The following is an 18,856-nucleotide window of genomic DNA, read 5'->3' on the forward strand; positions in this document are numbered from 1 at the left end:
GCTGTCGCGTTTTGCGACAGCGTCGCGCAACAGGTGTCGCAGAACGCCGCTCAAGGAGACATGCATGGCCATCCAGACCCGTCGGCAGTCGCTGACGCAAGCGCGCCTGCTGTTCAACCAGCAAGGCGCCGTGCCCGGCGGCATGGTCGCCGAGCCGATCCTGCGTTCGTGGCGGCGCTGCGCCGACCTGGGTTTCGACATGCGCGGCCTGCGCCCCGCCGAACCGCTGACCCAGGCCGAATTGCGCGAGGTCCGCGAGCGCAACGAGGCGCTGCGCCGCATGTCCGATCCGGCCATGGCCGAGCTGCGCAAGCGCGCGCACGGACAGGGCGGCCTGGTAATCCTGTCCGATTCGCGCGGCCTGGTGCTGGACTGCGGCGGCGACCTGGATTTCGCTCAGCGCGCATCGCGCATCGCCCTGATGCCCGGCTCTCCCTGGGACGAGGCCGCGGCTGGCACCAATGCCATCGGTACGGCGCTGGTCGAGGGTCGTTCCATCGTCGTGCACGGGGCCGAGCACTATTTCGAGCCCAACCGCATCCTGACCTGCGCGGCGGTGCCGGTTTGCGACAGCCAGGGACGGATCCTGGGCGTGCTGGACCTGTCCAGCCAGGCGGGCGGCATCCGGCCCGATGCGCTGGCCCTGGTGCGTGCCGCGGTGGACCAGATCGAGCACCGCCTGTTCGCGCAGGCGCACGAGCGCGACACCGTGCTGCGCCTGCATGCCGATCCGGCCGGGCTGGGGGCGCCGGGCGAGGCGCTGCTGGCCTTCCGGGGCGACCTGCTGGTCGGGGCCAACCGGCTGGCGCTGCGGGCGCTGGAGCTCTCGGCCACGGCGCTGGGCGTGTATCGCCATGAAGACCTGTTCGAAGACGCGCTGGCGCACGCGCCCGATGCCACGGGCCGGGTGCAGGCGCGCAACGGCGCCGTCTATCACGCGCGGCTGAGCCTGCCGCCGTCGCCCGCGCCGCGTGCCTTGCCGGCGCCGGAACGCGGCCAGCCGCGAGCCGCCGCGCCCGCGCCGGCCGCCGTCAGCCTGGACGCGGCGGCGCTGGACGCGCTGGGCCGCGCGGTGCACCTGATGGATGCCGGCGTATCGATCCTGTTGCAGGGCGAAACCGGCGCGGGCAAGGAAGTGTTCGCGCGCCAGATGCATGCGCGCAGCGGGCGCGCCGCCGGGCCGTTCGTGGCCGTGAACTGCGCGGCCCTGCCCGAAAGCCTGATCGAATCCGAACTCTTCGGCTATGAAGACGGGGCCTTCACCGGCGCCCGCCGCCAGGGCAGCAAGGGGCTGCTGCGGCAGGCGCATGGGGGCGTGCTGTTCCTGGACGAGATCGGCGACATGCCGCTGGCGTTGCAGTCGCGCCTGTTGCGCGTGCTGCAGGAGCGCGAGGTGTCGCCGCTGGGTGCGGCGCGGCCGGTGCCGGTGGATTTCGCGCTGCTGTGCGCCACGCATCGCCCGCTGGCGCACGAGGGCGCGGACGCGCCGGTGCGGCCGGACCTGTATTTCCGCATTGCCGAATACACGGTGACGCTGGGGCCGCTGCGCGAGCGGACGGACCTGCGCGAGCTGCTGCGCATGCTATGGAACGGGCAGGGCGCGGCCACGGCGCTGCCGCCCGCGGTCGAGCAGGCGCTGGCCAGCTACGCTTGGCCGGGCAATTACCGGCAGCTGGCCTCGGTGCTGCGCACGTTGCGCGTGCTGGCCGGCCCGTCGGGCGTGGCGGGCCTGTCGATGTTGCCGGAGGAGATCCAGCGCGGGGGCGCCAGCAATGCGGCGCGGCATGCGCCACCTCAGCCCGAGGCATCGCCGCCCAGCCTGCAGGCGCTGGCCGACGCCGCCATCCGCGAGGCGCTGGCCGCGCATGGCGGCAATGTCAGCCGCGCGGCGCGCGCGCTGGGCGTGCACCGCAGCACGCTGTACCGGCGCGTGGCGGCGCTGGAAGCGGCCCGGGCCGAACGGCCGTAGGCCGCCCGGGACCGGGCCCGCAGCAAATCAGAGGGTCAGGGGATCAGCGGATCAGCCGCGCCAGTTCGGCGCCCGGATCGGGCGCGCGCATGAAGGCTTCGCCCACCAGGAAGGCGTCGACCTTGTGCTGGCGCATCAGCTGCACGTCCTCGGGCTTGAGAATGCCGCTTTCGGTCACGACGCGCTTGCCCGCGGGAATCAGGGGCAGCAGGTCCAGCGTGTTGGACAGGCTGGTCTCGAAGGTGCGCAGGTTGCGGTTGTTGATGCCCAGCAGCGGCGTCTTCATCGTCAGCGCGACTTCAAGCTCCTTGGCGTCGTGCACTTCCACCAGCACGTCCATGCCCAGTTCCATCGCCAGCGTTTCCATCTCGCGCAGTTGGCCGGGGCTGAGCGCGGCCACGATCAGCAGCACGCAGTCGGCGCCCATGGCGCGGGCCGAGATGATCTGGTAGGGATCGATCACGAAGTCCTTGCGCAGCACCGGCAGCGAGCAGGCCGCGCGGGCCTGGCGCAGATGGTCGTGCGAGCCCTGGAAGAACTGCACGTCGGTCAGCACCGACAGGCAGGCCGCGCCGTGCACGGCATACGTGGCGGCGATCTCGGCCGGGCTGAATGTTTCGCGCAGCACGCCCTTGGACGGCGAGGCCTTCTTGATTTCGGCGATCACGCCGGGCTTGCCTTGCGAGATCTTGTCTTCGATGGACTGCGCGAAGCCGCGCACGTCCTGCCGGGCCTGCGCCTCGCGCAGGACTTCGGCTTCGCTGCGCATCTGGCGTGCGGCTGCGACTTCCTCGGCCTTGACGGCGAGAATTTTCGCGAGAATGTCATTCATTTCATTGATCCATGATGCAGGTGCAATACCGGCAATAACTGAAACCCAGGCCGTGCAAGAGGGATGCCGCGGAGCCGGCTTTGCCGGTCCGCAGGCATGCCCCCTTGAGGGGGAAGCGCGTAGCGCTTCGGGGGTGGGCCTGTGTCATTTTTGGAATTTCCGGGTGTATGCGCAGAATTCTTCGAGCTTGGCACGTGCGGCGCCGGTGGCGATCATTTCGAATGCTAGCGCCAAGGCTTCGGGAATGGAACCGGCTTTGTTACCGGCATAGATGGCCAGACCCGCGTTGAGCGCGACGATATCACGGGCGGCGCCCTCGGCATTGTCCAGCGCCTCGATGACAAGCGCACGCGATTCCTCGCGATTGGATACCTTGATGCTGCGGTTCGACATCATGGACAGGCCGTAGTCCTCGGGGTGGATCTCATATTCCGAGACTTTCCCGTCCTTGAGTTCGCCCACCAGCGTGGCCGCGCCCAGCGAGGCCTCGTCCATGCCGTCCTTGCCGTGCACCACCAGCACGTGGCGCGAGCCCAGGCGCTCCAGCACGCGCACCTGGATGCCGACCAGGTCGGCGTGGAACACGCCCATCAGCTGGTTGGCGGCGCCGGCCGGGTTGGTCAGCGGGCCCAGGATGTTGAAGATGGTGCGCACGGCCAGTTCCTTGCGCACGGCGGCCACGTTCTTCATGGCGCCGTGGTGGGCGGGCGCGAACATGAAGCCGATGCCGGTGGCCTGGATGCACTCGGCCACCTGCTCGGGCGACAGCGTCAGGTTGGCGCCCAGCGCCTCCAGCACATCGGCGCTGCCGCTGGACGAGGAGGCGCTGCGGTTGCCGTGCTTGGCGATGGGCACGCCGGCGGCCGCGGCCACGAACATGGACGTGGTGGAGATGTTGAAGGTGTGGCTGCCGTCGCCGCCCGTGCCGCACATGTCGAGCAGGTCGGCCGGATTGGGCGTGACCACGGGCGTGGCGAATTCGCGCATGACCTGCGCGGCGGCGGTGATCTCGCCGATGGTTTCCTTCTTGACGCGCAGGCCCATCAGCAGGGCGCTGGCGATCTGCGGCGACATCTCGCCGCGCATCAGCATGCGCATGAGATGCAGCATCTCGTCATGGAAGATTTCGCGGTGTTCGATACAGCGCGTGAGCGCTTCTGCGGCGGAAATGGTCACGATGCGTCCTTCTTCAGGCGAGGTTCAGGAAATTGCGCAGCAGCGCGTGGCCGTGCTCGCTGAGCACGGACTCGGGATGGAACTGCACGCCGTACAGCGGCAGGGTCTTGTGGCGCACGCCCATGATGTCGCCGTCGGGCGCGGTGGCCGTGACGGCCAGGCAGTCGGGCAGCGTGGCCGGGTCTATGGTCAGCGAGTTGTAGCGGATGACCGTGTAAGGCGTGGGCAGGCCGGCGAAGATGTCGGTGCCGGTGTGCGAGATGCGGACGGTCTTGCCGTGCATGATCTGCTGGGCGCGCACGATGTCGCCGCCGAAGGCCGCGCCGATCGCCTGATGGCCCAGGCACACGCCCAGGATGGGCTTCTTGCCGGCGTAGGCCTGGATCACGGGCACCGAGATGCCGGCCTCGGCCGGCGAGCAGGGGCCGGGCGACACGCAGATGCGGTCGGGGTTGAGCGCGGCGATTTCCTCCAGCGTGATCTGGTCGTTGCGCGCGACGCGCACGTCCTCGCCCAGTTCGCCGAAGTACTGCACCAGGTTGTAGGTAAACGAATCGTAGTTGTCGATCATCAGCAGCATGTTCTTCTCTCCTGTGGAGCCGGGGCCGGCTCCGCTGGTCGTATCGGTTGTCGGGGCGCGCTCAGATGGGTTCGTCCAGGCCGTGCTGCACCTGCTCGGCCGCGCGCAGCACGGCGCGGGCCTTGGCCTCGGTCTCGGCCCATTCGGCTTCGGGATTGGAGTCGGCGACGATGCCGGCGGCGGCCTGCACATACAGCGTGCCGTCCTTGATCACGCCCGTGCGGATGGCGATGGCCACGTCCATCTCGCCGCCATAGCTCAGGTAGCCGGCCGCGCCGCCGTAGATGCCGCGGCGCACCGGCTCGAGCTCGTCGATGAGCTTCATGGCCTCGACCTTGGGCGCGCCGGTCAGCGTGCCGGCGGGGAAGGAGGCGCGCAGCACGTCCATGCTGCTCATGCCGGGATTGAGGGTGCCGGTGACGTTGGACACCAGGTGCATCACGTGCGAGTAGCGCTCGATCACCATGGTGTCGCTGACCTTGACCGAGCCCACCTCGGCCACGCGGCCGACGTCATTGCGCGCCAGGTCGATCAGCATGACGTGTTCGGCCACTTCCTTGGGATCGGCCTTCAGTTCCGCCGCCAGCGCCGCGTCCTCTTCGGGCGTGGCGCCGCGCTTGCGGGTGCCGGCCAGCGGGCGGATGGTGATCTGCGACTTCGGTTCGCCGTTGTCGACGATGCGCTCCTGGCGCACCAGGATCTCGGGCGAGGCGCCCACGACCTGGAAGTCGCCGAAGTTCCAGAAATACATGTAGGGGGAGGGATTGAGCGACCGCAGGGCGCGGTAGAGGGAGAGGGGCGAATCGCGGAAGGGCTTGGCGATGACCTGGCCGACCTGGACCTGCATCAGATCGCCGGCGGCGATGTGTTCCTTGGCGCGGTGCACGGCCGCCAGATAGTCTTCCTTCTTGAAATCGCGCCGTTCCTCGGTCTGCATGCTGGCGTGGCTGTACGGGATTTCCACCGGGCGTCGCAGCCGCGCGCGCAGGTCGTGCAGGCGCTGCTGGGCGCGGCTGTAGGCCTCGGGCTGGGCCGGGTCGGCGTAGACCATCAGGTAGATGCGGCCGGCCAGGTTGTCGACGATGACCAGCTCGTCCACGTGCATCAGCATCAGGTCCGGCGTGCCGCCTTCCATGCCGGCCGGGAAGGGCTTGACCGCCGGGCCCAGGCAGGGCTCGATGTGGCGCACCGTGTCGTAGCCGAAATAGCCCGCCAGGCCGCCGCAGAAACGCGGCATGCCGGGGCGCAGCGCGACCTTGAAGCGCGCCTGGTATTGCTCGATGAAGGCCAGCGGGTCGCCGTCATGGGTTTCGGTGACCTTGCCGTCGTGCAGCACCTCGGTGCGCGTGCCGCTGGCGCGGATCACGGTGCGCGCCGGCAGGCCGATGAACGAATAGCGGCCGAAGCGTTCGCCGCCCACCACCGATTCCATCAGGCAGGTCATGCGGCCGGCCTGGGGGCCGGCGTGGGCCAGCTTCAGGTAGATGCCCAGCGGCGTGTCCAGGTCGGCGTAGGTCTCGGCCACCAGCGGGATGCGGTTGTAGCCTTGGGCGGCGAGGGCTTTGAATTCGATTTCGGTCATGTTCGGGTCTCGTCGGCGATGGTTTGCGGGGGTGTCGCGGTATTCGCGGGGTTTCGCGGGTTTTCGCATTCGGGACCGGGCGCGCAACAAAAAAGCCCGGTCCAGGTTACTGGTTCCGGGCTTGGCGCTGTGCTTGCACAGTGTCGGCGCTAGGCGGCTAAGTCGCGTCTAGGGCCGGGAAGGGAATCATCGCCACCCGGAAGACAAACGCCACCAGCGCCACGAGGCGCCGAGCATTTGGTTCTGGATGGAAACGTTCATGTGTTGTGCGAGCGTTCTTGCGTTGTGCAGGGTTTTGCGTTGTCGATCAGGCTTGCGGCCCGGCGATGCCATGATGGATTTCAGCTGCGTCCCTGTTTTGATTCCAGAGCGCGACCCACCGGGCGGCGTCGACAAGCGTGTCCACTATACCATCGACATCCAGCTCGCGCACGTCACGGCCTTCGTTGTAGCCATAAGGCACCACCAGCACCTGGGTGCCGGCGTTGCGCCCGGCCTGGGCGTCGTTGATGGAATCGCCGATGGTCACGGCCTCGCGCGGGGCCACGCCCAGCAGTTCGCAGGCGTGCAGCACCTGGTCCGGATCGGGCTTGCGCCGCGCGCAGGTGTCGCCGCAGACCACGGCGTCGAAAAAGCCCGCCAGGCCGGCGCGCTGCAAGAGCGGAATGGTGAACTCGGTGGGCTTGTTGGTCACCACCGCCAGCTTCAGCCCCTGCTCGCGCAGGTGCTTCAGGCCCTCGATCACGCCGGGGTAGACGGTGGCCTTCTCGCCGTTCACCTCGTGGTAGTGGCGGTGGAAGATCTCGCGGGCATGGGCGAAGGCGTCGGCGTCCGGCTCGGCCGCCTCCAGGCTGCCGGCCAGGCTGCGGCGCACCAGGTTGTCCACGCCCTTGCCGACGAAGGTGGCCACCACGTCCTCGCGTAGCGGCGCCATGCCCAGCTCCACGCGCATGGCGTTGGCGGCCCAGGCCAGGTCGGGGATGGAGTCCAGCAGGGTGCCGTCCAGGTCCAGCAGCGCGGCGCGGAATGCGGTCATGGCGATGTTCCCGGGGCTCAGGCGGACAGGCTCTCGCCCAGCGCGATCTGCTCGCGCATGGACTTGATGATGCCGGGGTAGTCGGGCTTGCCGAAGATGGCCGAGCCGGCCACGAAGGTGTCGGCGCCGGCGCGGCGGATCTCGGCGATGTTGTCGATCTTGACCCCGCCGTCGACCTGCAGCGCTATCGGCTGGCCGCCGGCCTGGGTCCAGGCGTCGATGCGGGCGCGCGCCTCGCGCAGCTTGGCCAGGGTGCTGGGGATGAAGCTCTGGCCGCCGAAGCCGGGGTTCACCGACATGAGCAGCACCAGGTCGATCTTGTCCATCACATGGTCCATCAGCGACAGCGGCGTGGCCGGGTTGAACACCAGGCCGGCCTTGCAGCCTTGCTCGCGGATCAGCGACAGCGTGCGGTGCACGTGGCGGCTGGCCTCCGGGTGGAAGCTGATGTAGTCGGCGCCGGCCTTGGCGAACATGGGCACCAGCTCGTCCACCGGCTCGACCATGAGGTGCACGTCGATGGGCACCGTCACGTGCGGGCGGATCGCCGCACAGACCATCGGGCCGATGGTCAGGTTGGGCACGTAGTGGTTGTCCATCACGTCGAAGTGGATCCAGTCGGCGCCGGCGGCGACGACGTCGCGCACTTCCTCGCCCAGGCGGGCGAAGTCGGCGGACAGGATGCTGGGAGTGATGCGGGTGGCGTTCGACATGGCGTTCGGGGTGCGGGAGGGCATAATGTGCCATTATTGCAGTTTGGGGCGCGATGTCGGGAAAAGCCCTTGCGGCGGCGTCCGTCCGCGGTTGTCCGACAAGCGCGCCGCCAGCTCGTCCTGGAACGCCCTGGCGTGGCGTCAGGCGCAGCCCCGGGTGCATCATCCCCACACAGGGAAGGACTGTGAAACCTTACGACCTCAGCGTCTCTGTCTCTCCGCGCTTCGTTCCCGAACAGTCCGATCCGGGCGAGCACCAGTTCGTGTTCGCCTACACCGTCCGCATCACCAACACCGGCGAACACCCGGCCCAGGTGATCAGCCGCCACTGGATCATCACCGACGGCAACCAGCGCGTGCAGGAAGTGCGCGGGCTGGGCGTGGTCGGGCAGCAGCCCCTGCTGGCGCCCGGCGAGACCTTCGAATACACCAGCGGCTGCCCGCTGCCCACCCCGGTGGGCACGATGCGCGGCACCTATCATTGCGTCGGCGAGAACGGCATCCCGTTCGAAGTGCCGATTTCCGAATTCGTCCTGGCGATGCCGCGTACCTTGCACTGACGCCGCGAGGCGACTGTTTTTTCTGGCCCATGAAGCGCATTCTCTGTCTGTCCGTGCTGTCGGCGCTCCTCGCCGCGTGCACCACCACCTCCGAAATCCCCCCTGAATCGGGCAGCGGCCCGGGCGTTTCGGCCCCCGCGGCGGAAGGCCCGCTGCGCGTGCCGTCGCTGTCGGCGCTGGCGGACACGCCGCCGCGCGCGCTGGGCGGCAAGCTCAAGCCCGCGTCCTGGGCCGAGATGCCGGGCTGGAGCAACGACGACCTGTCGCAGTTCTGGCCGTTGTTCATCCGCAATTGCCGCGGACTGATGCGACCCACCAGCGGCAACCTGGCCGCGCCGGCACGCGCCGCGCCGCGCGCCTGGCAGCCGGTCTGCGCGGCGGCGGCCGATCCGGCGCGCGCGCCGGCGGCGGGCGACGGCGAGGGCGTGCGCCGCTTCCTGCAAACCTATCTGCAGCCCTGGCGGCTGAATGCCGCCGACGGCAAGCCGGCCTCGAATACCGTCACCGGCTACTACGAGCCGCTGGTGCGCGGCTCGCGGCGCCAGGGCGGCGCCTACCAATGGCCGCTGTACACGGTACCGGCGGACCTGCTGACCATCGACCTGGGCGCGGTGTACCCGGAACTGGCCGGCAAGCGCGTGCGCGGCAAGCTCGACGGCAAGCGCGTCGTGCCCTACGACACCCGCGCCGCCATCGAGGCCTCGGGCCGCCGTCCGCCCGTGCTGGTGTGGGTGGACGACCCGGTGGACAACTTCTTCCTGCAGGTGCAGGGCTCGGGCCGCGTGTTGCTGACCGACGGCCCCGATTCGGGCAAGACCATCCGTGTGGCCTACGCCGATCACAACGGCCAGCCCTATGCGTCCATCGGCCGCTGGCTGATCGACCGCGGCGAGCTGTCGGCCGACCAGGCCTCCATGCAGAACATCCGCGCCTGGGCGCAGCGCAACCCGAAGCGCGTGCCGGAAATGCTCAATGCCAATCCCGCCGTGGTGTTCTTCCGCGAGGAAGCCGTGGTCGATCCGGAGCAGGGCCCCAAGGGCGCCTACGGCATCGCCCTGGCGCCGCAGCGTTCGGTGGCGGTGGACGCCGGTTTCGTGCCGCTGGGCACGCCGGTATTCCTGGCCACCACCTATCCCGCGTCCGACCGGCCGTTGCAGCGGCTGGTGTTCGCCCAGGACACCGGCACCGCGATCCGCGGCGCGGCGCGGGCCGACTTCTATTGGGGCTACGGCGAGGAAGCCGGGCAGCAGGCGGGCCGCATGAAGCAGCGCGGCCAGATGTGGCTGCTGTGGCCCAAGCAGGCAGGGGAGCCCAGCGCGCGATGACCCATCAGATCGTAGTCTGCGGGGCCGGCATCGTCGGCCTGTCCACCGCCCTGGCCTTGGCCCGGCGCGGGCAGCGCGTGGCCGTGCTGGCCCCGCGCGCCTCGGTGCCGGCGGCCGAAGCCGACCACTACCACCCGCGCGTGTACGCGATTTCCCCGGCCAGCCAGCGGTTCCTGGCCGGCCTGGGCGTCTGGGACGCCATGCCCGCCGCCCGGCTGACGCCGGTGCAGGCCATGGAGATCCACGGCGACGCCGACGGCGAGGTCAATCTCAACGCCTGGCAGGCGGCGTTGCCGCAGCTGGCCTGGATCGTCGAATCGGGCGAGATCGAGCGCGTGCTGATCCAGGCCGTGCGCCTGTTCGGCATCCCCTGGATCGAGGACCGCTGCGCGGGCTACGCCGACGGCGAGATCCAGACGGAGAACGGCGCCCGCATCCGCGCCGAGCTGTTCGTGGGCGCCGACGGCGCGGCCTCGCCGCTGCGCGAGGCCGCCGGCCTCAAGCACGAGGCGGTGCCGTACAAGGACACCGGGCTGGTGGTGCACCTGGACGCCGAACGGCCGCACCAGGGCACCGCCGTCCAGTGGTTCCGCGACGACGGCGTGCTGGCGCTGCTGCCGCTGCCGGACACGTCCGATGGCGCGCAGGTGTCGATGGTCTGGTCCATGCGCGAAGAGGCTGCCGCGCGGCTGCTGGCCTTGCTGCAGGACGAGCAGGCCGCCGCGCTCGAAGGACTGCTGGCGCACGCGGCCGAAGGCCGGCTGGGCCGGCTGAAGGTACGCAGCAAGCTGCATGGCTTTCCGCTGACGCTGGAACGCGCGCAGATGGTGGCGCCGGGCATCGCGCTGGCGGGCGACGCCGCGCACCGCCTGCATCCGCTGGCGGGCCAGGGGCTGAACCTGGGCCTGGGCGACGTCGAGGCGCTGGTCGAGGCCGTGGCCGGCCGCGAACCCTACCGCCAGGCGGGCGACCTGCGGGTGCTGCACCGTTACCAGCGCGCCCGCGCCGAGCCGGTGCTGGCCATGCGCCTGGCCACCGACGGCCTGCACAAGCTGTTCGCCGCGCGCGCCACGCCGCTGGCCTGGCTGCGCAACGCCGGCATGCGCTGGGTCGAGCACGCGCCGATGATCAAGCGGCATCTGATCGCGGGCGCATCGAAGAACTAGCTCGCCTGCGAGGGCGCGTCCGCGGCCATTGGCCGCTGCATGGGCGGGACGGGGCCGACCTGATTGGAAATGGGGTCGGACTGAAGGACGGGCGGAACCTCGCCATCCCGTCCCGGTCTGATGGCTCTACGGGCGCCGCGCCCATACGCGGATCGGTTACCCTTTCCGCCAAGAAATCGACATATCTGCACAGGAGTCCCAATGAATTTCCGAGTTTCGGCCGCGTTGGCGGCTTGTTTCCTGGCCGTGGGCGGCCTGGGCCTGTCGGCCCCGGTCCTGGCCAAGGAAGACAAGTCCGTGTCCACCGTCACCACCGGCCAGGCCGGCAAGGGCGACAAGGTGGTGTCCACGACCCAGGTGGCGCCCGCGGACCCCGTGGCCGACGCCGTGAAGGAGCGCTTCCGCCAGCGCTTTTCCGGCATGGACGTGACCGCCGTGCGGCGTACGCCCTATGGCCTGTTCGAAGTGCAACTGGGCATGGACCTGATCTACACCGATGAAAAGGTGACCTGGGTCATGGAAGGACCGTTGATAGACGCCATGACGCGCCGCGACGTGACCCGCGAATCCCAGGAAAAGCTCAGCGCCGTGACCTTCGACCAGCTGCCGCTGGACCTGGCGATCAAGCAGGTCAAGGGCGACGGCTCGCGCAAGGTCGCGATCTTCGAGGATCCGAACTGCGGCTACTGCAAGCAGCTGCGCAAGACCATGGAGTCGGTGGACAACGTGACCGTCTACACCTTCCTGTACCCGATCCTGTCGCCCGATTCCAAGATCAAGGTGCGTGACGTCTGGTGCGCCAAGGATCCGGGCAAGACCTGGGACGACTGGATGCTGCGCGGCCAGAAGCCGGCCGCCGCCGAATGCGACGTGCCCGAGGCCAAGCTGCTGGCGCTGGGCCAGCGCCTGATGGTGCGCGGCACGCCGACGCTGTTCTTCGCCGACGGCTCCCGCATCAGCGGCGCGCTGCCGCTGGACCAGCTGAAAGAACGCCTGAACTGATCCGCCCCGCCCGCGCCGGCCGGGGGCTGGCGCGGGCCAGCCCTCACGGAGACGAGCTTGAAAATCGCAATCCTCGACGATTACCACGACGTGGCGCGGCGCTATGCGGACTGGACCTCGCTGGGCGGGGATTCCGAAGTCCGCATCTTCAACAGCTACATTCCCGATAGCCAGGTCGAGGCCGAACTGGCCGATTTCGACGTGATCGTCGCCATGCGCGAGCGCACGCCGTTCCCGGCGGACCGCATCCAGGCCCTGCCCAAGCTGCGGTTGCTGATCACCACCGGTATGCGCAACAACGCCATCGACATGGCGGCCTGCAAGGCGCGCGGCGTCATCGTCTGCGGCGCGCCGGGAGACGCGCTGGCGGCCACCGCCACGGCCGAGCTGGCCTGGGCGCACATCCTGGGCCTGTTCAAGCACCTGCCCGCCGAGGACGCGGCCATGCGCCGAGGCATGTGGCAGACCGCCATGCCCGAGCCGCTGGCCGGCCGGCGCCTGGGCGTGGTCGGCCTGGGCAAGCTGGGCGCCGCCGTGGCCAGGGTCGGGCTGGCCTTCGGCATGGACGTGGTGGCCTGGAGCCCCAACCTGAACGACGAGCGCGCCCGCGAAGCCGGTGTGACGCGGGTCGACAAGCATGAGCTGTTCGCCACGTCGGATGTGGTCAGCCTGCATCTGGTGCTGTCGGACCGCACGCGCAACGTGGTCGACGCGGCCGCGCTGGCCGCCATGAAGCCCACGGCCTACCTGGTCAACACCTCGCGCGCCGGCCTGGTGGACCAGGCCGCGCTGATGGACGCGCTGGTGAAGTTCCGCCTGGCCGGCGCGGGGCTGGACGTGTATCCCGACGAACCCCTGTCGCCGACCGATCCGGTGCGCGACCTGGACAACGTCATCCTGACGCCGCACCTGGGCTACGTCAGCCGCGAGAATTTCGAGGCCTTCTATCGCAACGCGCTGGAAGCGGTGCGGGCCTGGCAGGCGGGCGCGCCGGTGCGCGTGCTGAACGCCTGACAAGGCAGGGCGCCGCGCGCCATTGCGTGGCGCGGCAAGGCAAAAGGGGCTGCATGCGCAGCCCCTTTTTCATGTCCGTCGCCGCATCAGCTGCGGGAAAAGACGATCTTCTGTTCGGCAATGGCGCCGGGTTCCGCGGCTTGCGGCGTATCGCCGCAAGACGTGTCGGCCTCGTCCTCCGGATCCACCGCGTCGAACGCGGTATCGCCATTGGCATCGGGCACGCCCGTGGGCTTGAGCCCCGCGAAGTCGAACAGATCGCGGTCCATCAGGTGCGAGGGCACCACGCGCGACAGCGCGTTGAACACGTTCCACGAGCGGCCCGGATGCTTGCGGTCCCATTCCTGGATCATCCTGCCCACTTCCTTGCGCTTCAGGTTCTCCTGCGAGCCGCACAGGTTGCACGGGATGATGGGGAACTGCTTGAGCTCGGCGTAGGCGATCAGGTCGCTTTCGGGCACGTAGGCCAGCGGCCGGATCACCGTGTGGCGGCCGTCGTCCGAGACCAGCTTGGGCGGCATGCCCTTGGTCTTGCCGCCGTAGAACAGGTTCAGGAAGAAGGTGCCCAGGATGTCGTCGCGATGGTGGCCCAGCGCGATCTTGGTCGCGCCCAGTTCGCTGGCCACGCGGTACAGGATGCCCCGGCGCAGCCGCGAACAGAGCGAGCACATGGTCTTGCCCTCTTCCAGCACGCGCGTGACGATGGAATACGTGTCCTGCGTCTCGATGTGGAAGGGCACGCCCAGCTCGGTCAGGTAGCGCGGCAGGATGTCGGCGGGAAAGCCCGGCTGCTTCTGGTCCAGGTTGACCGCGATCACCTCGAAGGGAAAGGGCGCGCGCTTCTTCAGCTGCAGCAGGATGTCGAGCAGGGCGTAGGAGTCCTTGCCGCCCGACAGGCAGACCATGACCTTGTCGCCGGACTCGATCATGTTGTAGTCGGAGAGGGCGCGGGTGGTCTCGCGCGCCAGGCGCTTGGAGAGCTTGTTGCCTTCCAGGCGGGCCTTGTCGTGGCGGCGGGACACCGCGGGCTGGTCCGTTTCGGCGGGGGCGGCCAGCGGCTCGGGGGTGGCGATGGAATTCATGTTCAACGCGAGATCTGGGTTTCCACGCCCACGGCGGCACAGTCCGAGAACGCCATGGGCTTGCTGATGCGCAGGCGCAGCGAGCGCACTTCCTGGAAGTCGGCCAGCAGGCGCGCGGCGACCTGTTCCACCAGGGTTTCGATCAGGTTCACATGCGCCTGCGTGCATTCCTCGACGATGGCCTCGCGCAGGCGGCGGTAGTCCAGCACGCTGTGGATATCGTGATCGTCGACCGAGCGCGTGATGTCCACGTCGAACTCGGCGTCGACATGCAGGGGCTGGGTGGCGCGGCGCTCGTGCTCGAGGATGCCGATGCGGGCGTCGAGGGCGAGCCCGGTGAGGATGATGCGGCGTGTGGGCATGATGAAAACCAGGAAGGGATGCGGGAATTGTAGCGGCGGCGCGGGCGGGGCCGCCGCGCTGGCTACAATCCATGCATGGCCCGGCGCTGTCAGGATGCGGCGCGGGCGATCAAGGGACGCAATGCAACAAGTTTACGATTCCGTCATTGTAGGCGGCGGGCCGGCGGGCGCCTCCTGCGCGCTGTGGCTGGCCCGGCTGGGCCTGTCGCCGCTGCTGGTCGAGGCCAGCGAGCGGCTGGGGGGGCTGGGCAACGACAATCCCTTCGCCGACGACTGGATCGCGGTGCTGCCGGGCGTGACAGGCCAGCAGGTCGCCGCCAACATCGACGCCAGCGTGCGCGCCGCCGGCGTGCCGCTGCGCCTGTCGACCCGGACCACGGACGTGCGCCCCTGCAAGGGCGGCATCGAGGCCACGCTGGCCGGCCCCGGGGGCGAAGCCACGCGCGTGCGCGGCCGCACCCTGGTGATCGCCTCGGGCGTGCGCGCCAAGGGCCTGCCCGACCATCCGCCGGGCGCGTCCTGGCCCGGCGTGCTGATCGGCCCCGGCTCGCCCATCGTGGCGCAGGATTATTCCGGGCTGTCGGTGGCGGTGCTGGGCGGCGGCGACAATGCCTTCGAGAACTATGTCTACGTGCGCAACCGCGGCGCGCGCGCCGTGCACCTGTATGCCCGCAGCGTGCGCGCGCAGCAGCAATGGGTACAGCGCGCCGGCCGCGAGGGCGTGCGCATCGGCCCCTACCAGGTCGATCCCGCCGCGCGCAGCGTGGATGGCCGCCAGTACGACCTGATCCTGGTGTTCTACGGTTGGGAGCCGCAGGCGGGTTTCGCCGACGACCTGCGCCTGGCCCGCGACGAGCGCGGCTACATCCGCACCGACTTCGCCACGGCCGAGACCAGCGTGCCCGACATCTACGCCATTGGCGAGGTGGCGCACCGCATGCATCCCTGCGTGGTGACGTCCATGGCCGATGGCGTGGTGGCGGCCAAGGCCATCCAGCGGCGCTGGGAGCGCGCCGGGGAATGAGCCGACGGCGTTGAGCGGCCTGGCGGTTTGGTTAATAATAATTATTCTCAAATAACCGCCGCGTTCCGCTCCGGCTTTCCGCCATGTCCGCAATCCGCGCCGCCCAGGCGGCGTCCGGCGATACCGCCGACCATCACCGCATCGACGCCAGCCTGTGCCTCGACGGCGGCTACGCCGTGCAGGCCGGCGCCTTCCGCCACGGCACCACGCGCTGGCGCGAGGAAGACCTGCATCCCGGCCTGAAGATCATCCTGCTCGACGGGCAGGCGCGCAGCCGCGTCGAGGACCGGCCGGCCTGGCAGATGCGCGGCCCCAGCCTGTGCCTGGCCTGGAATCCCGGCGGCGCGCGTGGCGCGGATGCGTTCGAGGCGGGCATCGCGCAGCGCTATGCGATGGTGCGCCTGCCGGCCTCGGCGCTGTGGCAGGAGCTGGGCGTCGATCCCGATTGCCTGGCCCGGCTGGATCCGGCCGCGGGTTCCGGCGCCGCCGTCTGGCATGGCGCGGCCAGCCGGGAGGCGCGCCGCATCGCCGACCAGCTGCGGGTCTGCCGCTATGAAGGGCCGGCGCGCGGGCTCTACCTGGCGGCCAAGGGCCTGGAGCTGGCCGCCGTGGCGCTGGCGCAGGCGGGCGGCTGCGATCAGGCCGCGCCCGCCTCGGCGGCGCGGGAACAGGACGCCGTGCACGAGGCCCGGCGCCGGCTGCTGGCCGATCTGCGGCAAGCGCCGTCGGCGCCCGCGCTGGCGCGCGAACTGGGCCTGAACACGCGCAAGCTGGATCTGGCGTTCAAGCGGGCCTTCGGCCTGAGCATGGCGCGTTGCCTGCAGGAAGAGCGGCTGCTGCGCGGCCGTGAGCTGATCCTGAGCGGCGGTCTCAGCGTGTCCGAAGCGGCCTGGCATGTGGGCTATGCGCCGGCGCATTTCTCCGTGGCGTTCCGGCGGCGTTTCGGCCTCAGCCCCAGCGCCTTGCGCTAGGGGCCGGCGGCATCCAAGGGCCGCGTATCCAAGCCTGACGGCGGCGCCACGGGCCTGCCCGTGAATCTGCACGTAAACCTGCCCGTAAACCTGCCCGTCAAAAAGCGAAAGCCTCCGTCCGGAATTCGAAAGCCTTTCCGATTGCCGCTGCACGCCGCGTTGAAGATGATTATCAATCTTATTTCAACGAGCGGGAAACAGAGGGAATGTCGGGCATCAAGACTGGCGTGACGGGCAGCGGCCGCGATCGCGCGCACAAGAGGCAGGGAGCGGCTTGGCGATGCCTGGCCGTGGCCCTGGGCATGACGGCGGGAGCCGCGGGGGCGCAGGAAGCCGGGCCAGGGGAAACGGGAGCGGCGGCCACGCTGGCGCCGGTGACGGTGCAGGGCGACGGCGTGGGCGTGACCGAGGGCAGCGGCTCGTACACAGCGCCCAGCGTCGGCGTCGGCGGCAAGCTGCCGCTGTCGCTGCGCGAGATTCCGCAATCGGTCTCGGTGATCACGCGCCAGCGCATCGAGGACCAGAACATGAGCTCGCTGGAAGACGCCATGGCGCAGACGCCGGGCATCACCATCGACCTCGCGGCCACGGCGGCGATTCCGCAGTTCTATTCACGCGGCTTCCAGATCGAGTACTTCCAGTATGACGGCGTGCCCATGCAGACGGGCGGCGCGTCGTGGGCGCAGCCCGACCTGTTCATGTACGACCACGTCGAGCTGCTGCGCGGCGCGGCCGGCCTGTTCAACGGCGCGGGCCAGCCCGGCGGCGTGATCAACCTGGTGCGCAAGCGGCCTGGCCGCGCGTTCCAGTTCTCGGGCTCGGCCAGCGCCGGATCCTGGGACAACTATCGCGGCGAGCTGGACCTGTCCTCGCCGCTGAACGCCTCGGGTTCGGTGCGCGGCCGCATCGCCACGGCGCAGGAGGACCGCAAGTATTTCTACGACGTCGCCAACTCGCAGAAGCAGGCCTACTACGGCATCGTCGAGGCCGACCTGGGCGCGGACACGCTCCTGACCGTGGGCGGCAGCTACCAGCGGCGCGACTGGCTGCCCTACATGATGCACATGCCGCGCTATCGCGACGGCGGCGACCTGGGCCTGACGCGCGGTACCTATCTGGGCGCGGACTGGAACCGCTGGGACTTCGAGAACACGCAGCTGTTCGCCGAACTGTCGCACCGGCTGTCGGACGACTGGACCGTGAATTTCAACGTCAACCAGGCAGAGGAAACCAGCAAGCTCAAGTACGCCTATGTGCGCGGCGCGGTCGATCGGGCGACGGGCCTGGGGGCGCGCCTGTATGGCGGAGGCAACCAGTACCGAAACCGCCAGCTGGGCCTGGACCTGATGGTGTCGGGCGGCTTCGAGGCGCTGGGCCGGCGCCACGAGCTGGTGCTGGGCGGCAACTGGTACGACCGCAGCGCGCGGTCCTATAACGCCTATGCCTTGCCGGGCTTTCCGGCGCGCGGCGTCGACGTGTTCGACTACCACGTGCGTGATTATCCCGAGCCGGCCGACCCGGAATGGGGCAGCAAGAACGATGTGAAGACGCGCCAGGCCGGCATCTACGCGATGACGCGGCTCAAGCTGGCCGATCCGCTGACGCTGGTGCTGGGCTCGCGCATGAGCTGGTGGCGCTCGCAGAGCCGCAACCTGATCAGCGGACGCAGCGATCCTGCCGTCAGCGAGCACGGTCGCATGACGCCCTATGCCGGGCTGGTCTACGACATCGATCCGAACTGGACCGCCTACGCCAGCTATGCCGACATCTTCCGCGTGCAGAGCGACCTGCGCACGGCGGACGGCGGATCCCTGCCGCCGGTGGTTGGCGCCAACTACGAAGCCGGCGTGAAGAGCGAATGGCTGGACGGCAGGCTGAACGCCTCGCTGGCGCTGTTCCGCATCATCGAGCGCAATCGCGCGCAGCGCGATCCGGACTATCCGGAGGTGGGCGACTGCTGCTACGCGGCCAGCGGCGAAGTGCGCAGCCAGGGCATCGAGACCGAGATCTCGGGCCGGCTGGCGCCGGGCTGGGAAGTGGCCGGCGGCTACACCTTCAACACCACCCGCTACCTGAAGGACCGCGCCAACGGCGGCGCGCCGTTCCGCACCTTCACGCCCAGGCACATCTTCCAGCTGTGGACCACGTATCAGCTGCCCGGCCCATGGAACCGCTGGAGCGTGGGCGGCGGCGTCAACGTCAAGAGCGGCATCTATGCGGAAAGCGCGGCGCAGGGGCCGGTGCGCGGCAGCGCCACGCGCGTCTCGCAAGGCGGCTACGCGGTGTGGAACGCGCGCATTGGCTACCGCGTCGACGAGCACATCTCGCTGGCGCTGAACGTCAACAACCTGTTCGACAAGGTCTATTACCAGCGCCTGGGCAACGCCGACATGGGCAATGCCTATGGCGAGCCGCGCAGCTTCATGCTGAACATGCGCGTCAAGTATTGAGTCATCGACAAG

General features: G+C 69.4%; 17 protein-coding genes. 9 read left to right on the forward strand and 8 right to left on the reverse strand.

Going from position 1 to position 18,856, the window contains the following annotated elements; genetic code table 11:
* Positions 1 to 64: 64 nt before the first annotated feature.
* Entirely contained in the window at positions 65 to 1,969 is a 1,905-nt protein-coding gene (locus tag KDH83_RS06665) for a sigma-54-dependent Fis family transcriptional regulator (RefSeq protein ID WP_212313723.1), read from the forward strand.
* A gap of 43 nt (positions 1,970 to 2,012) precedes the next feature.
* Here the strand turns inward: KDH83_RS06665 and trpC are convergent, their stop codons facing one another.
* From trpC to rpe, 6 genes are all read right to left on the reverse strand, one after another.
* The gene (gene trpC, locus KDH83_RS06670; RefSeq protein WP_212313725.1) at positions 2,013 to 2,801 is read right to left on the reverse strand and encodes an indole-3-glycerol phosphate synthase TrpC; all 789 of its coding nucleotides are present in this window, start codon (positions 2,799 to 2,801) and stop codon (positions 2,013 to 2,015) included.
* Between the two features lie 144 nt (positions 2,802 to 2,945).
* Positions 2,946 to 3,977, reverse strand: coding sequence for an anthranilate phosphoribosyltransferase (gene trpD, locus KDH83_RS06675; protein ID WP_103272138.1), 1,032 nt, complete (start codon positions 3,975 to 3,977; stop codon positions 2,946 to 2,948).
* A gap of 13 nt (positions 3,978 to 3,990) precedes the next feature.
* The gene (locus KDH83_RS06680) at positions 3,991 to 4,557 is read right to left on the reverse strand and encodes an aminodeoxychorismate/anthranilate synthase component II (protein ID WP_212313727.1); all 567 of its coding nucleotides are present in this window, start codon (positions 4,555 to 4,557) and stop codon (positions 3,991 to 3,993) included.
* A gap of 61 nt (positions 4,558 to 4,618) precedes the next feature.
* Positions 4,619 to 6,139, reverse strand: a complete 1,521-nt coding sequence (trpE, locus tag KDH83_RS06685) for an anthranilate synthase component I (protein ID WP_212313729.1) — start codon at positions 6,137 to 6,139, stop codon at positions 4,619 to 4,621.
* Positions 6,140 to 6,446: 307 nt separating this feature from the next.
* A complete protein-coding gene (locus KDH83_RS06690; RefSeq protein WP_212313731.1) occupies positions 6,447 to 7,175 on the reverse strand; it encodes a phosphoglycolate phosphatase in 729 nt (242 codons plus the stop codon).
* A gap of 17 nt (positions 7,176 to 7,192) precedes the next feature.
* Positions 7,193 to 7,912, reverse strand: coding sequence for a ribulose-phosphate 3-epimerase (rpe, locus tag KDH83_RS06695; protein ID WP_103272142.1), 720 nt, complete (start codon positions 7,910 to 7,912; stop codon positions 7,193 to 7,195).
* 161 nt (positions 7,913 to 8,073) lie between these two features.
* Between rpe and apaG the strand changes: the two genes are divergently transcribed.
* The 5 genes from apaG (at position 8,074) to KDH83_RS06720 (ending at position 12,955) form a co-directional block, all read left to right on the forward strand.
* Positions 8,074 to 8,448: a Co2+/Mg2+ efflux protein ApaG gene (gene apaG, locus KDH83_RS06700; protein ID WP_103272143.1), complete on the forward strand. Its 375-nt coding sequence runs from the start codon at positions 8,074 to 8,076 to the stop codon at positions 8,446 to 8,448.
* Between the two features lie 29 nt (positions 8,449 to 8,477).
* Positions 8,478 to 9,773, forward strand: coding sequence for a murein transglycosylase A (locus tag KDH83_RS06705; RefSeq protein WP_212313733.1), 1,296 nt, complete (start codon positions 8,478 to 8,480; stop codon positions 9,771 to 9,773).
* Positions 9,770 to 10,939, forward strand: a complete 1,170-nt coding sequence (locus tag KDH83_RS06710) for a UbiH/UbiF family hydroxylase (protein ID WP_212313735.1) — start codon at positions 9,770 to 9,772, stop codon at positions 10,937 to 10,939. The genes KDH83_RS06705 and KDH83_RS06710 overlap by 4 nt, the downstream gene beginning before the upstream one ends.
* Before the next feature lie 201 nt (positions 10,940 to 11,140).
* Positions 11,141 to 11,941 carry a DsbC family protein gene (locus tag KDH83_RS06715; protein ID WP_212313736.1) on the forward strand — a complete coding sequence of 267 codons (801 nt, stop codon included), beginning with the start codon at positions 11,141 to 11,143 and terminating at the stop codon, positions 11,939 to 11,941.
* A 57-nt stretch (positions 11,942 to 11,998) separates the two neighbouring features.
* The gene (locus tag KDH83_RS06720) at positions 11,999 to 12,955 is read left to right on the forward strand and encodes a D-2-hydroxyacid dehydrogenase family protein (protein ID WP_212313738.1); all 957 of its coding nucleotides are present in this window, start codon (positions 11,999 to 12,001) and stop codon (positions 12,953 to 12,955) included.
* An 86-nt stretch (positions 12,956 to 13,041) separates the two neighbouring features.
* On the opposite strand, the gene ttcA is transcribed toward KDH83_RS06720, so the two are convergent.
* Positions 13,042 to 14,037 (reverse strand): tRNA 2-thiocytidine(32) synthetase TtcA, encoded by a 996-nt coding sequence (gene ttcA, locus KDH83_RS06725; protein WP_249204905.1) that lies wholly within the window; start codon positions 14,035 to 14,037, stop codon positions 13,042 to 13,044.
* Positions 14,038 to 14,039: 2 nt separating this feature from the next.
* The gene (gene folB / locus KDH83_RS06730; RefSeq protein ID WP_212313740.1) at positions 14,040 to 14,399 is read right to left on the reverse strand and encodes a dihydroneopterin aldolase; all 360 of its coding nucleotides are present in this window, start codon (positions 14,397 to 14,399) and stop codon (positions 14,040 to 14,042) included.
* 121 nt (positions 14,400 to 14,520) lie between these two features.
* On the opposite strand from folB, the gene KDH83_RS06735 reads away from it, so the two are divergent.
* From KDH83_RS06735 to KDH83_RS06745, 3 genes are all read left to right on the forward strand, one after another.
* Positions 14,521 to 15,423, forward strand: a complete 903-nt coding sequence (locus KDH83_RS06735) for an NAD(P)/FAD-dependent oxidoreductase (RefSeq protein WP_212313742.1) — start codon at positions 14,521 to 14,523, stop codon at positions 15,421 to 15,423.
* 83 nt (positions 15,424 to 15,506) lie between these two features.
* On the forward strand, positions 15,507 to 16,394 hold the full coding sequence (locus KDH83_RS06740; RefSeq protein WP_212313744.1) for an AraC family transcriptional regulator: 888 nt from the start codon (positions 15,507 to 15,509) through the stop codon (positions 16,392 to 16,394).
* Positions 16,395 to 16,600: 206 nt separating this feature from the next.
* Entirely contained in the window at positions 16,601 to 18,844 is a 2,244-nt protein-coding gene (locus KDH83_RS06745; RefSeq protein ID WP_212313746.1) for a TonB-dependent siderophore receptor, read from the forward strand.
* Positions 18,845 to 18,856: the final 12 nt, after the last annotated feature.

It is taken from the genome of Achromobacter sp. Marseille-Q0513, from assembly GCF_018195695.1.
Lineage (GTDB): Bacteria > Pseudomonadota > Gammaproteobacteria > Burkholderiales > Burkholderiaceae_B > Achromobacter.

Excerpts from the sequence above, each read along its gene's own strand:
- rpe (WP_103272142.1), bottom strand. The coding sequence starts at position 7,912 with ATGCCCTCCCGCACCCCGAACGCCATGTCGAACGCCACCCGCATCACT.
- ttcA (WP_249204905.1), bottom strand. The coding sequence starts at position 14,037 with ATGAATTCCATCGCCACCCCCGAGCCGCTGGCCGCCCCCGCCGAAACG.
- KDH83_RS06745 (WP_212313746.1), top strand. The coding sequence starts at position 16,601 with ATGTCGGGCATCAAGACTGGCGTGACGGGCAGCGGCCGCGATCGCGCG.
- KDH83_RS06705 (WP_212313733.1), top strand. The coding sequence starts at position 8,478 with ATGAAGCGCATTCTCTGTCTGTCCGTGCTGTCGGCGCTCCTCGCCGCG.
- KDH83_RS06680 (WP_212313727.1), bottom strand. The coding sequence starts at position 4,557 with ATGCTGCTGATGATCGACAACTACGATTCGTTTACCTACAACCTGGTG.
- KDH83_RS06735 (WP_212313742.1), top strand. The coding sequence starts at position 14,521 with ATGCAACAAGTTTACGATTCCGTCATTGTAGGCGGCGGGCCGGCGGGC.
- KDH83_RS06665 (WP_212313723.1), top strand. The coding sequence starts at position 65 with ATGGCCATCCAGACCCGTCGGCAGTCGCTGACGCAAGCGCGCCTGCTG.
- KDH83_RS06690 (WP_212313731.1), bottom strand. The coding sequence starts at position 7,175 with ATGACCGCATTCCGCGCCGCGCTGCTGGACCTGGACGGCACCCTGCTG.
- folB (WP_212313740.1), bottom strand. The coding sequence starts at position 14,399 with ATGCCCACACGCCGCATCATCCTCACCGGGCTCGCCCTCGACGCCCGC.
- trpE (WP_212313729.1), bottom strand. The coding sequence starts at position 6,139 with ATGACCGAAATCGAATTCAAAGCCCTCGCCGCCCAAGGCTACAACCGC.
- KDH83_RS06710 (WP_212313735.1), top strand. The coding sequence starts at position 9,770 with ATGACCCATCAGATCGTAGTCTGCGGGGCCGGCATCGTCGGCCTGTCC.
- KDH83_RS06715 (WP_212313736.1), top strand. The coding sequence starts at position 11,141 with ATGAATTTCCGAGTTTCGGCCGCGTTGGCGGCTTGTTTCCTGGCCGTG.
- KDH83_RS06740 (WP_212313744.1), top strand. The coding sequence starts at position 15,507 with ATGTCCGCAATCCGCGCCGCCCAGGCGGCGTCCGGCGATACCGCCGAC.
- trpC (WP_212313725.1), bottom strand. The coding sequence starts at position 2,801 with ATGAATGACATTCTCGCGAAAATTCTCGCCGTCAAGGCCGAGGAAGTC.